At 40.2% G+C, this 16,675-nt stretch carries 12 protein-coding genes; 7 read left to right on the top strand and 5 right to left on the bottom strand.

All coding sequences use genetic code 11. The annotated features are described in order from the left end of the window. Positions 1-331: 331 nt before the first annotated feature. The 3 genes from LPA49_RS06490 (at position 332) to LPA49_RS06480 (ending at position 5,929) form a co-directional block, all read left to right on the top strand. Positions 332-1,207 (top strand): ABC transporter ATP-binding protein, encoded by an 876-nt coding sequence (locus tag LPA49_RS06490; protein WP_036972323.1) that lies wholly within the window; start codon positions 332-334, stop codon positions 1,205-1,207. Further along, positions 1,194-4,331 (top strand): M1 family aminopeptidase, encoded by a 3,138-nt coding sequence (locus LPA49_RS06485; protein ID WP_230235970.1) that lies wholly within the window; start codon positions 1,194-1,196, stop codon positions 4,329-4,331. Before LPA49_RS06490 ends, LPA49_RS06485 begins: the two co-directional genes overlap by 14 nt. A gap of 392 nt (positions 4,332-4,723) precedes the next feature. Then, positions 4,724-5,929 (top strand): sugar efflux transporter, encoded by a 1,206-nt coding sequence (locus LPA49_RS06480; RefSeq protein ID WP_230235969.1) that lies wholly within the window; start codon positions 4,724-4,726, stop codon positions 5,927-5,929. Between the two features lie 65 nt (positions 5,930-5,994). On the opposite strand, the gene LPA49_RS06475 is transcribed toward LPA49_RS06480, so the two are convergent. After that, positions 5,995-8,394, bottom strand: coding sequence for a TonB-dependent receptor (locus LPA49_RS06475; protein WP_230235960.1), 2,400 nt, complete (start codon positions 8,392-8,394; stop codon positions 5,995-5,997). A 152-nt stretch (positions 8,395-8,546) separates the two neighbouring features. Continuing rightward, positions 8,547-9,767, bottom strand: a complete 1,221-nt coding sequence (locus LPA49_RS06470; protein ID WP_036972319.1) for a sugar MFS transporter — start codon at positions 9,765-9,767, stop codon at positions 8,547-8,549. A gap of 138 nt (positions 9,768-9,905) precedes the next feature. On the opposite strand from LPA49_RS06470, the gene gtfA reads away from it, so the two are divergent. Beyond that, positions 9,906-11,378 (top strand): sucrose phosphorylase, encoded by a 1,473-nt coding sequence (gtfA, locus tag LPA49_RS06465; RefSeq protein WP_036972317.1) that lies wholly within the window; start codon positions 9,906-9,908, stop codon positions 11,376-11,378. On the opposite strand, the gene LPA49_RS06460 is transcribed toward gtfA, so the two are convergent. Beyond that, complete coding sequence (locus LPA49_RS06460; RefSeq protein WP_036972316.1) at positions 11,375-12,406, bottom strand: LacI family DNA-binding transcriptional regulator; 1,032 nt, start codon at positions 12,404-12,406, stop codon at positions 11,375-11,377. The two genes, gtfA and LPA49_RS06460, sit on opposite strands and share 4 nt — an antisense overlap. A 128-nt stretch (positions 12,407-12,534) precedes the next feature. On the opposite strand from LPA49_RS06460, the gene LPA49_RS06455 reads away from it, so the two are divergent. Next, positions 12,535-13,197 carry a YoaK family protein gene (locus tag LPA49_RS06455; protein WP_036972315.1) on the top strand — a complete coding sequence of 221 codons (663 nt, stop codon included), beginning with the start codon at positions 12,535-12,537 and terminating at the stop codon, positions 13,195-13,197. A 1-nt stretch (position 13,198) separates the two neighbouring features. Here LPA49_RS06455 and LPA49_RS06450 read toward each other — a convergent pair whose 3' ends face one another. Then, the gene (locus tag LPA49_RS06450; RefSeq protein WP_036972314.1) at positions 13,199-14,107 is read right to left on the bottom strand and encodes an AraC family transcriptional regulator; all 909 of its coding nucleotides are present in this window, start codon (positions 14,105-14,107) and stop codon (positions 13,199-13,201) included. Positions 14,108-14,269: 162 nt separating this feature from the next. Here LPA49_RS06450 and LPA49_RS06445 point away from each other — a divergent pair, with 162 nt between their 5' ends. Beyond that, positions 14,270-15,790: an aldehyde dehydrogenase family protein gene (locus tag LPA49_RS06445; RefSeq protein WP_036972313.1), complete on the top strand. Its 1,521-nt coding sequence runs from the start codon at positions 14,270-14,272 to the stop codon at positions 15,788-15,790. Between the two features lie 125 nt (positions 15,791-15,915). After that, complete coding sequence (locus LPA49_RS06440) at positions 15,916-16,401, top strand: arsinothricin resistance N-acetyltransferase ArsN1 family B (protein ID WP_036972311.1); 486 nt, start codon at positions 15,916-15,918, stop codon at positions 16,399-16,401. A 30-nt stretch (positions 16,402-16,431) separates the two neighbouring features. Here LPA49_RS06440 and LPA49_RS06435 read toward each other — a convergent pair. Beyond that, a partial coding sequence (locus tag LPA49_RS06435) for an integrase core domain-containing protein (RefSeq protein WP_230235958.1) occupies positions 16,432-16,675 on the bottom strand: 244 nt, incomplete at its 5' end.

The following is a 16,675-nucleotide window of genomic DNA, read 5'->3' as shown; positions in this document are numbered from 1 at the left end:
TGCTATTCGACAGAAATGATAAAATAGCCCGCAAATGTCACCTCATTATCTTGTTTTAGCTTTTTAGTAATTACAATCTAGTAAACCTGCTTAGTACATCACGCCATACTAATATAGTCAAAACCATATTCATTTCAAGGCTTTATAGACTTTAAATCGAGTTTACTATTTTTGACCTTTATTGCACTAGTGTAATGATGAAAGTGTTATTTTTACTGATGAACGTCAAATATTGACTTTTATCCTGTGTTTTCTTGGGTTGATCATTACTTCCTCGCTAGTTTAGTAGCTGTTACTTAAGGTAACAGTCCGTTAATTAAGGAACGTAACTATGCTAGCACTAAAAAATATTAATAAGCGATATGCTGATGGTACACACGCATTAAATGACGTGACGATTCGTATCCCTAAAGGAATGGTAGGTTTACTTGGGCCTAATGGAGCTGGTAAATCGAGTTTGATGCGAACATTAGCGTGTTTACAAAACGTTGATAAAGGCCAAATAAACTTTGATGGTTTAGATGTTCTGAAGTATCCAAATGATATGCGTAAGCAGTTAGGTTATTTGCCGCAGCAATTTGGTGTGTACCCAACGATGAGTTGTCGAGCTCTGCTGGAACATATCGCTATTTTAAAAGGCCTTAATGCAAAGCAACGAAAGCAACAAATAAATGATTTACTGTCACTTTTAAACTTATCAACATTTGCAAATAAAAACGTAAGCCACTTTTCGGGTGGGATGAAACAGCGCTTTGGAATTGCGCAAGCCTTACTCGGTAACCCCAAGCTTATTATTTTAGATGAACCCACTGCGGGGCTCGATCCTGCTGAACGCGAAAGTCTTAATAATTTGTTAGTGGCTATTAGCAAGGAGCGTTTAGTCTTACTCTCTACTCATATTGTCGAAGATATAGAAAATCAGTGCCGATTTGTAGCAATGATCAATCAAGGTCATCTCATTCAACATGGAAATGTGGATGATTTAATAAATCAACTGGCTGGTAATGTCTGGTTATTGAAAAGTCTCCCATCAAATTTAGCTAAAGGTTCATTCGTATTAAGTCAAAGCTATCGATATGGTGAGCCTATTTTTCGTGTTTTTGCCTTGGAATGCCCCTCAGCCGAAGCAATAGCAGCAAAAGTGACACTTCAAGATAAGTATTTTTATGAATTAAAATCACAAGAGGTAAAAAATGCTACTTCGTAATGACTTAAAGTATCTTTTTAGTCAGCCTATTATTTGGTTATGTAGTATTTTTTCTCCATTATTTGCATTTACACTGTCTTCTGGTTTGGCTATTGAAGAGGGAAATACGCTTAAGCAGTTTTCTTTACACTTATTATCAATACAAATGATACAGCTCACTGTGCTGGTTGGAGTAATAGCCCCAGTTACTTTTTTGCGTGATCAAATACATAATATGGATGAGATTATCAGTACTACGCCTATCACATCTAAATATAGATCACTGCTTCGTGTAGGTAGCTTACTTATATGTCTTTTGATTATTTCAATGATGAGTTCGTTGGTAATTTGGCTCTATCAATGTCAAGTGCATGGCTTTGATTGGCAGGCAGTTAATCATCTATTTTTTAATAGCTTTTTTTTACTAATTCCAAATTGCTACCTTCTTATTGTGATTGCTTTTTGGATCTGTGACAGGTTTCAAAGTGCCTTGGTTAGCTATACTACTTTTGGCATGATATGGGTTGGTTACTTGTTTTTCGCTAGCATTACTGGCAATCCCATTTTGGCGGGTAGTGGGATCGTTAGCGAGTCTTTGTATCAGATGTCTTTATGGTTTGATCCCTTTGCATACACCGCTTTTATTGCTGGCTTTGCTGAGCCCCACCATTGGGAGCTTATAATTAACCGTTTGGTAATAATTGTACTTACAACGGTTATATATATCTGGGCAATGCGCACCACTAAAAAAAATATAAATAAACCCGTACAGATCCGTGAGCCAGTATTGAATTCGATTGTGCATTACAGGTCCGTAGTGCCCAGAGGGAACGATTGGTTTATGCTGGGAACACTCTATCAGCTATCACTTGCATATATACTAAAACAACCAATAACGTCACTCATTTTATTTCTCTGGTCTGTCGTGGTATTTAACAGTGTCGCCTCATCATTTGAATATGCTGAAGCGATGAGTATTGTTAGCCCGACGAGTATAGATGCAATCAATCACTACGCATTTGATATGCATATACTTTTTGGTTGTTTACTGCTTGCTCTTTGGAGTTGGCAGGTAAGTTGTTATGCAAAACGATTTAATATGGCGGAGCTTATTGCCGCATTGCCTGTAAAAACAGTGACACTTTTATATAGTCAATTATTAGTGGTAGCTACTTTAGCGATAATATTTTCCGTGATGAGCTTTATCGGCACCTCCTTGGCAGAGTGGTTCAGTGGCAGTGAATATCAGCCTAGTCAGCATATTTATATATTAGCTTTAATGTTATTACCGCTTATTTTAGTTGCTTGGGTGGCAGTATGTATTTTCAACATATGCTCTTCTTTAGTTGCTGGCTTATTTGTCATTGTTATCTTGTTGCTTAAATTTACGCCAGTAATGACTTTCTTTGGTCTCACTCATACTTTTTGGAGTTTAGCTTGGACACCTTTACAAGCGCCCAATGAATTTTGGGGATATCGTGCTAGTTTAAATAATTACTGGCCGTACATGAGAGTTTGGCTTATTGCAGTGTTTAGCTTTGTTGCTGTTAGTCAAATTTTTAACCACCGTGGTGTAGGGGTTGGTCGGCGACAGATAAAAGTAAAGGATACTTGGGTATTGGTTCCCATTTTTCTATCACTTAGTTTATTTGTGCAATTACACATAAATTTAGTTTCTGAAAAGCCGCTAACTAATTCTCATAAGCGAGAGTCATTTAAGGCAAACTACGAAAAAACTTTTGTTGATTGGAAGCATAAAAAGCAACCAATTATTAGTCATATTGATGCTAATGTTGATTTTTATCCTCACAAGCAGTTTGCGCATTTTGAACTCACATATACACTTACTAATCCTCATTCAGTTGATATAAAACACGTTTTAGTTGGTAGAGCTGGTTTTTATAAATGGGCAAACATAAAAATAGCAGGTGCAAGGCGAGTTCGCTTTTATCCAACATTGAATCAAGCAGTGTATGAGTTTGAGCGTGCTATTAAACCAAATGAAATACGACAACTTTCGTCTCGATTTGAGGTTCGGCAAGCAAAGCTGTGGCCAGCAGTAGGACATCATATTTTAACTCCTGAGTTTAATTATATTCGCTCTGTGCCTATGCTGCCAACGATTGGCTACCAAGCTAATTATGAGTTAATAGATATTAATCTTCGAAAACAATATGGCTTACTTGATAGGAACGTATCTCTCCCTTCTAAGCAGTTTGCTTCTGAGAAAAATAGACCAGATAGATATGATCACATAACAATGTCGAGCACAGTTTCAACTGCGGTTGGTTACCACGTTGTTACACAGGGCAAACAAATCGCTCTTCAGCGTGAAAATGATCGGGAAATTTTTAAGTTTGAAGCGGCATCAGCATTCAATAATTTACCAGCCTGGCTGTCTATTCCTTACTCACCAGTAATAGAGCAGTTTGGGGATGTTAAATTGCAGGTATTTGCAAAGCAAAAAACGTTACTACAGTCGCCAAATTCAATAGTCATTCATTTACAGGCAATGAAAGATACACTGACTTGGTTCAAAGACAATGTCGTTGCTTATAAAGCAAAACAATTGAGTTTGGTTGCAGCCCCTAAGTTTGGAGGAACTGGTTTTGCCTTACCGCAAATTATACTCATTGAGAATAAAGTAGGCTTTAGGGCAAGCCCAAGTATTGATGCAGGTTTTGATCAGCGATATCGACGTGCAGTGCATGAAACGGCCCATCAGTGGTTTGGTCACGATATAGGCAATAGCGTTAATGAAGATAGTGCCTTTTTAGTCGAATCAATGGCTAAATATATTGAATTAGTGATGATAGAAAAACGCTTTGGGAAAGCCGCTATGAATTCTCTTATTGAGTATGAAACTAGGCGATATGAGCAAGCTTTACGTGTGGACATTTCAGCTAAACAGTCGCTTGTAGACTCAACTAAAAGTTATGATCAATACTCTAAAGCAACGATAATCTTTGCAAAACTAAGAGATAGGGTGGGTGATGAAATCATTATTAAAGCACTCAAGTCAGTCTGGGAAAACTATGCATTTCCAAACCGACCTGCGACTTCTATGGATTTAATACGGGCTTTACAGTTACAAGTCAATACACAGGATAAGGCACTGATTAATCAATTTTTCTTAGAGCCTTAAATACAAGATTTTATGGTCTTAAAATAACCCATTTAATTATGAAAATTTAAATAAATTGAGCAAAAAAGCCACAGGTAATGAAACACGGTGGCTTGGGCTTTAACCTTTTAAATTGAAAGGGGAATAAACCATAAACCCAGATAACACTTTTTCTTCTGTGATATGTAATTACGATAGCTTATTGTTGGATAACAGTTAGAAAAATGACTTATTTTAGCTATCAATCTTTTATCCATAACTTTCTACTCAGTCGTTATATTTAGTTTTTTACACTGCTTATTTGTAATACAAAATGAAATTCACCTAAAAGCCATGTATAATTTGCGCCCTTTAAATAACCTCTGTGGCTTGTGTAACGTCATAGTGGGTTTTTCATTATATGGGGTCTTTTCGTGAAAACGTTGCTCAAGCAGCATGGTGTTATTTTTATTCTTCTCAGTATGTTAACAGGCTTAATGGGCGCGTTTGTAAACCCATTAATGAGTTTATTTATTGTTGAAGGCCTTAATTCCCCCCCTATATATTTAGGTGTTTACATGGTCGCGGTTACCTTAACGGGTATAGTGATTAGCCAATGGCTGGGCGGTTTGGCTGATAAAGGCACAAGCGCACGTTCACTGTTTATGGTGGCTGTTTCAGGAATGGTGTGTGCGCTCATTACGTTTGCCAATGCAACTGCATTTTGGCAAGTAATGCTTGCTGGAGTGCTGTTTTTAGCGATGGGTAATGCTGCAATACCGCAAATGATGACAGTCGCTAGGCAATGGGCAGCTCGACAAGATAACATTGATATAACTAGCTTTAATTCGCGTCTGCGTGCTGCCATTTCATTTGCTTGGGTCGGTGGGCCGCCCTTAGGTTATTTGTTAGCGTCGGGTGGGCAATTTAGTTTGTCTTTTTATTTTGCTGCTGGGTGTGCATTACTCGCACTCATTTTTGCTTTTCTATTTATTCCAGACTACAACAACAAAAAGCGCACCGGCCTTGGTGAGCAAGCACCAGTGACCCCCAGTTCGTTTTGGTGTTTAGGTTTAGCTATTATGTTGGGTTCTACAGGCAACATAATGTATTCCTCTGCGCTGCCTCTTTACAGTATTAATGAACTGGGTTTTGCACAGCACACGCCAGGCATATTTATGGGGGTGGTGGCTTTTTTAGAAATTCCAATTATGTTGTATAGCGCTAAACTTGCTAGAACACACAATAGAATAACATTGCTTGCAGGGGCTTTTTGCTGTGCGATTGTGTTTTATGTCGGTGTATTTTTTGCCTTTGAAGTATGGCACTTAATCGTTTTGCAACTGTTAAATGGTGTGTTTTACGGTATTTTTGCGGGGATTGGTTTAACGGTTTTACAAGACCAATTACCAGATCGTATTGGCTTTACATCTGCATTTTATACCAATGCAATTAAGCTCGGGGTAATGTGCGGGGCGGGCGCTACAGGTATTATTGCACAGTTTTATAGCTTCCGGTTTGCAACACTTGGCTCCATTACTACCGCATTGTTTGCTATGTTATGCCTAGCGCTTTTTAGATTGCTGAAACAAAAAGAAGCGCAGACCGAAAAGCGGTTTGTTGAACACTCAGTAATTTAGTTAAGTGTCATGGTATTAAACTGAAAAAGCCCAGTAAATACTGGGCTAAAACAAGGGAGTGTTTATTAATTAAATAAATATTTTAATGTTAGTGATGTTGTACGGCCATTGATTGTACGAGCACGAATAATGTCGTTATCAGGCACTGACCCTTCTTCTGCTTCGGTAATACCCACTGTATCAAATAGGTTATTTACATTTAGCGATAAGTTTAAGTTTTCAGATAAGTCATAGCTTACAAAGCCATTTACTTGCGTGTATCCATCAAACTTCAGGTCGTTATTATCTTGTGCGTACGCATCCGTTGTGCCGATAAAGCTTAAGCCAGCAGAACCTTTATCAAAGTTATAACGCGCCATTAAAGAGTAAATTAGATCTGCTTGGCGACGCGGTGTATTACCAACAAGTTCTGGCGAAAGCGCGTCTTTTGCAATTTTGGCATCAGTCCAAGTTAAATTACCACGGAAATCCCATGCATCGATAAAGTAAGTCGATTCAATCTCAATCCCTTTAGCCTCGTATTCGCGGTCAAAGAACTTTTGTGATGTTGCTTCAAAGTTTTGCTCTTCGGTTTCAGCATAGAAAGCGGTTGCAAAGATTGACAGTGAATCAAAACGTTTTTTAACACCGATTTCGTACTGGTTTACTTCATCAATCGCGTCTTCTTTTGCAACTGAACCATCAGCTTGAACCTTACCAAATAGTAGACGGTCAGCATTCGCACGTCCGCCTTTGCTCAGGCGGGCAAAAGTCGCAAAACTTGGATCAATTTGATAGTTCGCACCGACAGAATATGAGCTGTAATTCCAGTCATAGTTAACGATGCTTGGGTTTGCGTTATCGATACCCGCTACATTTTGTTCTGGAATCGAAATAACACCGTCATTATTCATATCGACAGTAGATGTTACAGCGCCGGCATAGTTACCACGAGCTTCACCGCTGTCATAACGAGCGCTTGCGTCAATACTTAAATCACCGAACTTGGTAGCAACGTTTATATAAGGAGCACGTGTTTCGTACTCTGTATCGTAATTACGTTGGCAGCAATTTCCCCAATAGGGTGTCCCGTATGCGTATAACCCGTTTTCTGAGTAATTGTCGCCATTGGCTGCTACCACATCAAGCAGGGCTGCATTATCGCCTTTAAGCTCCATAACATATGAGTTCCAAAGCCACGACATGTCAATTGACTGGCTAGATGCAAAGTAACCAAAAGTAACACTGGTGTCATCAGAGAATGACTTCGTTAGTTTTAGGTCATTAACGATAGAGCCCATGTCGTTAAGCGTTACATCAAATGTGTGGATACGCATGGCCAGATTATCACCATAGTTTTGACCAGCTGAGCCACCATTAGCATAAATCACTGATGCTCCGTCGCCTGCAATGCTTGAAGCGATTGAGCTTGCGCTGGCTACTTCGGCAGGAATAAGAGAAATAAAGTTACCGCTAACAGATGATTTTCTAAAGCGATTTTCAATACGCCAATCGTTTTCTAAATCGAATGCAGCTTCAAACCCTAGCGATGTTACTTCAGGGTTCATACCATTTGTCATGTCACCGGTGCTAATTTGGTTATCACCATTTAGGCGCAAGGTTTGTGTAAATAATGCTGAATGTGGTGTGTCTGATTGTGCGTCAAAGCCTGGGATTGAGTCGCCATTTGAATACATTGGCATTGGCAGGTAACCCACGCTTTTATCATCTAAGTGCTTAAAGTATACACGCACGTACCCTGTATCAAACTCTTTGGTTAGGTTAGCCTTGATTTGACCGCCTTTGTTTGATGTGTAGCCAGTTTCTCGCGGACCTTCACCTTGGCGAATAAAACCACCAATATGATAGCGGACACTGTCACTTAGATAAGTACCGTATTCAAAGTCTGTGCGAATTGAGTCGTAATCAAGACCCACTGTCGTTGACACGCTGCCTGACTCATTTTCACCTGTTTTAGAAATAAAGTTAATAATACCGCCAGGGGCGTCACTTGCTGCGGTAGAGGCTGAGCCACCACGAATAGATTCAACGCTTTGAACGGTAGAATCTAAGCGCATGAAAATGTCTGCGTTACCAAAGGCAATATCGCCAAACTGCATAACGGGTAAGCCATCTTCTTGTAGTTGTAAGAACTTAGCACCCCCCGATGCGACAGGTAAGCCGCGAACTGCGATATTTGCATTACCTTCGCCACCCGTTGATTCAGAGCGCACACCCGGAATGGTTCTAAATGCTTCTGCTGTTGAGCGAGGTGTTGATACTTCAATTTCAGCCAATGAAACACTGCTGACCGAAGAGCTAGATGCCATGATGGTTGTGCGGCGGGGTACACCCGTCACAACAATTGTTTCAAGGCCTGTTTTTTTTGCTTCCTGCGGTGCTTGTTGCTCTTCAGCATACAGATTGTGGCTGATAGCAAGCGCTAAGGCGCTTAGAGTGTATAGGGCGTGTTTGTGTGTTGTCATAATGTGCCTCATCTCAATCCAAAGGTGACTTTGTTGTCTTAAAATTTAATCTTAATCGATTAAGTTAAGATAGCAATTAATTTACATAGTGCAAGTATTTTTAAACAAAAAGTTGCACGTTTTCTATTCAAACGTTGATTTTAAATAACTTTTTAATGGCTCAACGCGCTGTGTTGAGTTAAAGCGTGCTCTGCAGGGTTGCGTAAATAGTTATAGAGCATGGCTAAAAATAGTAAACATGCGAACCCTGTCGCTAAGTAAAAGCCATAGCGGATATGCCCGAAGTAATCACTGATCATGCCCATTAAAAGGGGGGCTGCGGCGGCTGATAGGGCGGTAAAGAATAAAATAACGCCAGCCACAGCTCCATGCTGCTGCACTGCAAAACATGAAATTCCCTTAGAGTTTAAAGTAGGGTAGATCATTGACATAAATAGGCCTGATAGTGGTAATAAAAACACAGCCCACTCAACGCCGCCTAAAATTAGCCCTATGTAACACAGTGCTATCCCTAAGCTTAAGTACAGCATAACTGCTTGCCAGCTAAAATGATTTAATAACCACACTGCCATAAAGCGCCCTGCGGCACGCAAAATAAAGAACAATGTAAGTGCATAGGTCGCTAAGAATTGCCATGGACCCTGATAGTCACCTAAAAGTGTCGGCATCCAAACGTAAATCGCCACCTCGGTTGCAACATAAAGTGCAATTGCTAGCGAAAATCCTAGTGCGTATGGGTTTTTCATCATTTCCATGGTTGTCGCAAGTGAGGCTGGCTTTGCATGCTTGTCTTGCTTTTTAGGTTTAGGGTAGTCAGCTCGCCAAGCGGTAATCGTGAGTATTAAGCACATTATACCCGCGATAAGGTATAGATAGGTCCAACTGACTTTCTGGGTGATTAAAAAGCTAACTAACGCAGGGCCGACAATGGCGCCAACACCAAAGAAACCTTCGACTAAATTCATTGTTTTGGTGTGTTCTAAATTATTTTTAGAAATATCACCTAATAAAGCCAGTGCACCTGTTTTAAATAAGCCTATGGCAAGGCCAATACAGCTTAACAACAGGACAAACACCATGAAACTACTGCTCACTGCAAATAAAAAGCAGCTAATTGTAAACAAACCCAGTCCTAGCATAATTGTTTGTTTACGGCCTAAACTGTCGGCAAGAAAACCTAAAAACAGTCCGCTAAACGCAATTAAAGCCATCGGTGCATAATGAAAAGCACTGGCTTGCGTCATACTGAGATCAAACTCTTTAATAAGCTCTGGAATGATCATACCGACGGCATCTGATGTCATAGCAAACATAAAAAACATCATATATGTCAGCCATCTAATCGTTTGCAAAGGATCGTGTGTTCTATTCATGGTTGTATCCTCACATGAAGGCTTGCGCCTTTACTATGTATCTTAGTGTATAAAAGTTATAAAAACTGCTTGAATAATTTGCTGTCGTGGTTAAAGATATAACTTAATCGATTAAGTTTCAACTTGGTATTAACAATTATGATCAACAATAAAGTGCAATTAATCACCTACGCAGACCGGATTACTGGTCAAGGTATTGATGAATTAAGTAATTTATTAAATGGCCCACTTAAAGATGTGTTTGCAGGTGTACACTTATTGCCATTTTATAACCCGATTGACGGCAGTGATGCTGGTTTTGATCCCATTGATCATAGTGAAGTGGATTCACGCCTTGGCAGTTGGCAAGACATTCAAGCATTAGGTGCAAATTATGACTTAATGGCTGACCTAATCGTCAATCATGTGTCTGCTCAGTCATATCAATTTAAAGATGTATTAGCGAAAGGCAAAGAGTCTGAATTTTGGGATTTGTTCTTAACCAAAGACGATGTTTTCCCAAATGGAATGTCTGAAACAGAACAAAAAGCCATTTATCGTCCACGCCCTGGTAGCTGTTTCACACCTATTAAGTGTGGTGACGGTAATACGTATGACTTTTGGACCACGTTTACCGATAACCAAATTGATATAAATGTTAAGTCATTAGCAGGTATTGAATACTTAAATAATGTATTAACTAAGTTTTCAGAAAACAACGTCAATATCATTCGTTTAGACGCTGCAGGCTATGCAATTAAACAAGCTGGCACAAACTGCTTTATGCTCGATGAAACGTTTGCTTATTTAGACAAGTTGTCTGCTCAGGCAAATGATTTAGGCATGGAAACCATTGCTGAAATCCACAGCCATTATCAAACACAGGTTGAAGTCGCTAAACGTGTCAATATGGTATATGACTTTGCTCTTCCTCCTTTGATTTTACATAGTTTATTCAGTAACAACGCTGATGCACTCGTAGACTGGTTGGCTATTTCACCGCGTAATTGTTTAACCGTGCTTGATACACATGACGGTATTGGCATTATTGATGCGGGTCCAATGGGTGAAAAGCCAGGGCTATTAGATGCTGAACAAATTGATAATCTTGTTGAAACGATACATGAAAAAAGCAAGGGTCAAAGTCGCTTAGCAACCGGTGCGGCTGCAAGTAATGTTGACTTGTATCAAGTGAATTGTACTTATTACAACGCACTTGGCGCAGACGATTTTGATTATTTACTCGCACGTGCCATACAGTTTTTTGCGCCGGGTATTCCACAGGTTTACTATGGTGGATTATTTGCGTGTGAAAATGACATGGATTTATTGGCTAACACCAATGTAGGCCGTGATATTAATCGCCCATATCTGAGCGCGGCTGATATTGATAAAGCACTCGCTAAACCGGTTGTTAACGGACTGATCAAATTGATTAAGCTGCGTAACGAACATCCTGCATTTAATGGTGAGTTTAATATTAAAGGCGAAGGCACTAGTTGCTGTTTAAACTGGCATAAAGATGATAGTTCAATTGAACTTAAAGTGAATTTTGCCAGCCGAGAAGTCCTCATTATTGATCAGCATGATAATGAGCAAGTTTTAATTTCTCTGGCTGACTTTATCGCTTAACCGCTTTGGCCTATTTGCAGCTGGTAGTCAATCTGCGCTACTTGCTGTTCTTTTGATAAAAATAAGGTCGCTGCTAAGCGGCCTTTTTCTTCGCTATTTTGATGTACTGTTGTAAGTTTTGGCACAAATCGCTGGCCTTCATCAATACCATCAAACCCGACAATTCTGACATCGTTTGGAATAGAAAGCCCCATTTTGATAGCCTCACGCATGGCTGCTAAAGCAATTAAATCACTCATGCATAACAAGACATTAGGTCGGGGAGTGCTGCTTAATGCCTCTTTAGCTGCAATACTGGCGAAGCGTTCACTGCTTTCAGGAATATTCCACGTTCTATCATCGCTAAGTGTGACGCCCGCTTCGTTAATCGCTTGGTGATAACCCCGCAAACGTTGGTGCGCGATAGATTGCCCTGCTTCAAACTCATGATGTTCATATACTCGGCACAACACATTATCATTAAGGAGTCTGAGCCCTAAAATTGCCACCCGATCATCACTATTTTCGAGGGCATGCATGGCAATATCAAAACTTGCTTGTTGATTATTCACATTGACCGACGCTTCACGGCCAATGTCAAAGTCTACAGTAACGACATGTTTTGGTACTTTTTTTAACTGTTCGACTAGCTGTTTATTTCGGGGTCTACCATAACAAATAAAGCCGTCAACAAAGTCAACGACGCTGTTAAGGTTGTCGCTGTTGCCAGAAAATAACAGCAAGTTAATGCCATTTTTCTCGAGTACCGATGACACACCGCGCATAAAACTACTCGCCACTGGATCTGACACCATATACTCAACGCTATCAGGTAGCACTAAGGCAACAATATTAAAGGTGCCACGGCGCAATGATTGCGCAGCTTTATTTGGCCCGAAATACCCGAGTTTTTTACACGCAGCTAAGATTTCTTCTCGGCGTGCTTTCGACAGTTGATCTGGACGATTAAACGCATTTGATACGGTGGCATTTGAAACCCCTAATTCATTGGCAATACTTTTTAAGGTCCAGCTTTTAGGTTTTGACATGGTGGCAACTTAATCGATTTACTTATCAGTAAATTACCATAGAAAGACCCGAAAAAAAGTGTTTTTAACGATAAAAATAAGCGTAACATACAGATTAACTGACTTTTTGTTTACGAAGGTGATGAGGTTTGATTTCAAAATTACCAAAATGGGTAGAAGTTGGCGCATTGATCCTTGCGTTAGTCGCGGGGTTTGTCAATGCGATTGGGTTGCTTAGTTTTGAACATCAGGCAGTCTCGCATTTATCGGGTACGGCCACCTTACTTGGTGTAGGTATGATTAAGGGCAGTGTATTGGGTCTTGTACATGTGCTCGGCGTGCTTGTGTCTTTTTTAGTCGGATCATGCATTGCTGGTTTTTTACTGAACAGCTCGGCATTAAAGTTAGGGCGTCATTACGACACCGCGCTATTTATTGAAGCTTTTTTATTATTGGGAGCGTTATGGTTGTTGTCAGAGGGGTCTGGCTATGGGCACTTTTTGGCTTCGGCGGCGTGTGGTTTGCAAAACGCACTAGCGACCACTTACAGTGGAGCTATTGTTCGTACGACCCATGTTACGGGAATTTTTACTGATTTAGGTATTATGTTTGGGCGCTTTTTTCGGGGGGAGCCGTTAGATAAACGAAAAGCTAAACTGTTTTTGCTGATCATCGCAGGTTTTATCATCGGCGGCTGTTTAGGGGCCTGGTTTTTTATCCAGTTTGCCTTTTTAGCTTTGCTGGTGCCGAGTACGATTTGTATTTTGTTGGCAGTGACTTACCGAGTATATTCGCACCGTATTACAGAGTAACTTAATGGCTGGCAATGCTTTTAGGTGTTGCCCCAAAGGTTTGTTTAAACAGCCTGCTAAAGTGACTAAGGTTATTAAAACCAAGTTGATAACACACACTACTAATAGACTCACCTTTTTCTAAGCGTTTATAAGCCTTTTGTAATCGCAGCTGCTGTTGCCAAAGTGCGGGAGTAGAGCCAAAGGCTAGCTTAAATTGTTGATAAAATTTACTGCGACTCATACAGGCAATTTTACACAGTACATCAATGTCGATAGTGTGCGCTAAATGTTGCTCAATATACTGGATAACATGGCTCAGTGGTGTTGCAAGCTTGCCCTGTTTGCAACTCGCAATCATTAAATCACGGCTTTGTTGTTGTAATAGTCGAGTGATAAGTTCATTCAATGAAAGATCGATTAAGTAGTCTCTGTGCTGCTCATTTTCACTAAATAAATTGATCATGCGTTCGAGTAGTTGTTGGGTTTGAATGTTGTGCTCTGCATGGACTAACTTAGGCTCATAATGAAAAAAATCATCATGGCTAATTTGCTGCTCAACATTCAATGCATCAACCACTTGGCTAATTTTGTCGGTACTAATTTCAATAGCTAAACAGGTCGTAGGCTGATTAAGAGATGCGTTTGGAAAATCAATTAATACCCCTTGCTTTGGCGCTAGTACAAACGACTGGTGTGGTAAAAACTCTTTGTGGTAGTCACTGTCGGCAACATGCATAATTTTTTTACCGCTGATCATGCCGCAAAATAATAGTTCGCTGGAATGCAGCGCGACTTTTTGTGCATCAAGGTAGGTGTCGTAAATGCTTAATTCGGCATGCTCACCGGCAAAACTTACCTTATTTTCAATTAGCACATCAATACGTTGGCGTTTTTTATCTAAGCGACTGTTGATTAGTGATGTGTTCATTGTTACCTCGTGTTTTCCCTTAAATTTGGACAAATAGTCAAAAAATCTGGACTGGGAATCAAATGTGTTTTGTTGAACTAGGCTAACTTCACTAGTTAGCGGTTAAATAAACAATAACCTACCGCCTAAATAAAATACAACAATTTGAAGAGAGAACACATTATGATCTATGCAAATCCAGGCAGTGAAGGTGCCAAAGTTAGTTTTAAAGCGCAATATGAGAACTATATTGGAGGGCAGTGGGTCGCCCCTGTTAACGGTGAATACTTTGACAATATTAGCCCAGTAAACGGTAAGGTATTTTGTAAAGTACCTCGTTCAAGTAAAGAAGACATAGAACTTGCACTTGATAAAGCCCACGACGCAAAAGCAGCATGGGGCACAACATCGGTGACAGAGCGTAGTAATATTTTGTTAAAAATTGCGGACCGTATTGAGCAAAACCTCGAAATGCTCGCAGTGGCTGAAACGTGGGATAATGGTAAAGCTATTCGCGAAACCCTTGCTGCAGATGTTCCGCTGGCGGCGGATCACTTTCGTTATTTTGCGGGGTGTGTGCGTGCTCAAGAAGGATCAATTGGTGAAATTGACGAAACCACAGTAGCGTATCATTTTCATGAGCCTTTAGGGGTTGTCGGGCAGATTATTCCATGGAACTTTCCACTATTAATGGCTGCGTGGAAACTCGCTCCAGCACTTGCAGCGGGCAACTGTGTTGTTTTAAAACCTGCCGAGCAAACACCCGCATCAATCCTTGTTTTGCTCGAAGTGATTGGTGACTTATTACCAGCAGGTGTATTAAATGTAGTGAATGGCTATGGTAAAGAAGCGGGTGAAGCGCTGGCAACCAGCACACGCATTGCAAAAATTGCTTTTACTGGATCAACGCCTGTTGGTTCACATATTTTAAAATGCGCCGCCGAAAACATTATCCCTTCGACTGTAGAGCTCGGTGGTAAATCGCCCAACATTTTCTTTAATGATGTGATGGACAAAGATGATGCATTTTTAAGTAAAGCCATTGAAGGGGCTGTACTTGCTTACTTTAACCAAGGTGAGGTGTGTACATGCCCATCACGTTTGTTTATCCAAGAAGATATTTACGAGCAATTTATTGAACGTGTACTGGCGCGCACATTACAAATTAAACGGGGTAACCCGCTTGATACCGAGACCATGGTAGGGGCGCAAGCATCACAAGCGCAGTTTGATAAAATTTTAAGCTATATTGAAATTGGTAAAAAGGAAGGCGCCGAAGTACTTACCGGTGGTGAAGTAGAGCAGTTATCAGACGAGCTTAACGGGGGTTATTATATTCAGCCAACGCTATTAAAAGGCACCAATGATATGCGTGTATTCCAAGAGGAGATTTTTGGACCAGTGATTTCTATGTCTACTTTTAAAGATGAAGATGAAGCATTAGCGCTGGCCAATAGTTCTGAATTTGGTTTAGGAGCTGGTGTTTGGAGTCGAAATATGAACCGGGCTTATCATTTTGGCCGCAAGATTGAAGCTGGCCGTGTTTGGACAAATTGTTATCACATGTACCCGGCACATGCGGCATTTGGTGGGTATAAAAAGTCAGGGATTGGTCGCGAAACACATAAGTTAGCGCTTGACCACTACCAACAAACTAAAAATCTATTAGTAAGTTACAGTGAAAATCCACTGGGCTTCTTTTAAAAGCAATTTCTTATTGTTGTCGAAACTACCCAAACGCCACTTTTAGTTAGTGGCGTTTTTTCATCTATTTGTAATGCGCTTTTTCTGCTATTAATCAATTATTAATAGCAGGGAGTAAGTTAATAATGATAAGAAATACGACAATAGATGATAGCGAAGCGATTGCTGAGATTTATAATTTTTATGTTCTTAATAGCACCGTGACCTTTGAAGTTGAGCCGGTTACTGGGGTCGAAATTGCAAAACGTATACAGGCCAGTCTTGATTCTCATTTACCATGGTTGGTTGCTGAGGTTAACGGCAAGATCATTGGCTATTGTTATGCAACACCGTGGAAAGCGCGTAAAGCATATCAACACTCCGTTGAAGTCTCGATTTATTTAGATGCGCAGTGTCAGGCACAGGGAGTGGGTACACAACTTTACACTGCACTTTTCACACATTTAAAGACGCGTAATCTGCATGCTGTTATGGCAGGTATTGCACTACCTAATGCTGCCAGTATTGCATTACACGAAAAGTTTAGTATGAAAAAGGTTGCACATTTTCAACAAGTTGGAAAAAAATTTGATGATTGGATTGATGTTGCATATTGGCAGGTTATTTTATAGCTTGTCTCGTCCTAAAATACGTTGACGGTTTTAATTGAAGGCCAGTAGCTTTTGCTCCTGGTCTTTTTTATGCACTTGGTTTGGGGTTTCCATGCCTAAACTCAAATGCGGCCTCATTTCATTGTATATTACTATTGATTCTTCGACGAGTTCACGTAGCTCTTTCAGGTTTTGGCATTTATAGAGTAAGAATTCTTGCTTCAATATGCCATTAATGCGCTCCGCCAATGCATTTTGATAGCAATCATAGCCATCGGTCATCGATGGAGTAATG

This window comes from Pseudoalteromonas sp. MB41, from assembly GCF_020966275.1.
Taxonomy (GTDB): domain Bacteria; phylum Pseudomonadota; class Gammaproteobacteria; order Enterobacterales; family Alteromonadaceae; genus Pseudoalteromonas; species Pseudoalteromonas lipolytica.
This window is presented reverse-complemented; position numbering and strand designations above follow the sequence as displayed.

Coding starts and splice junctions, on each gene's coding strand:
- LPA49_RS06490 (WP_036972323.1), top strand. CDS start 332: ATGCTAGCACTAAAAAATATTAATAAGCGATATGCTGATGGTACACAC.
- LPA49_RS06485 (WP_230235970.1), top strand. CDS start 1,194: ATGCTACTTCGTAATGACTTAAAGTATCTTTTTAGTCAGCCTATTATT.
- LPA49_RS06475 (WP_230235960.1), bottom strand. CDS start 8,394: ATGACAACACACAAACACGCCCTATACACTCTAAGCGCCTTAGCGCTT.
- LPA49_RS06470 (WP_036972319.1), bottom strand. CDS start 9,767: ATGAATAGAACACACGATCCTTTGCAAACGATTAGATGGCTGACATAT.
- gtfA (WP_036972317.1), top strand. CDS start 9,906: ATGATCAACAATAAAGTGCAATTAATCACCTACGCAGACCGGATTACT.
- LPA49_RS06460 (WP_036972316.1), bottom strand. CDS start 12,406: ATGTCAAAACCTAAAAGCTGGACCTTAAAAAGTATTGCCAATGAATTA.
- LPA49_RS06450 (WP_036972314.1), bottom strand. CDS start 14,107: ATGAACACATCACTAATCAACAGTCGCTTAGATAAAAAACGCCAACGT.
- LPA49_RS06445 (WP_036972313.1), top strand. CDS start 14,270: ATGATCTATGCAAATCCAGGCAGTGAAGGTGCCAAAGTTAGTTTTAAA.
- LPA49_RS06440 (WP_036972311.1), top strand. CDS start 15,916: ATGATAAGAAATACGACAATAGATGATAGCGAAGCGATTGCTGAGATT.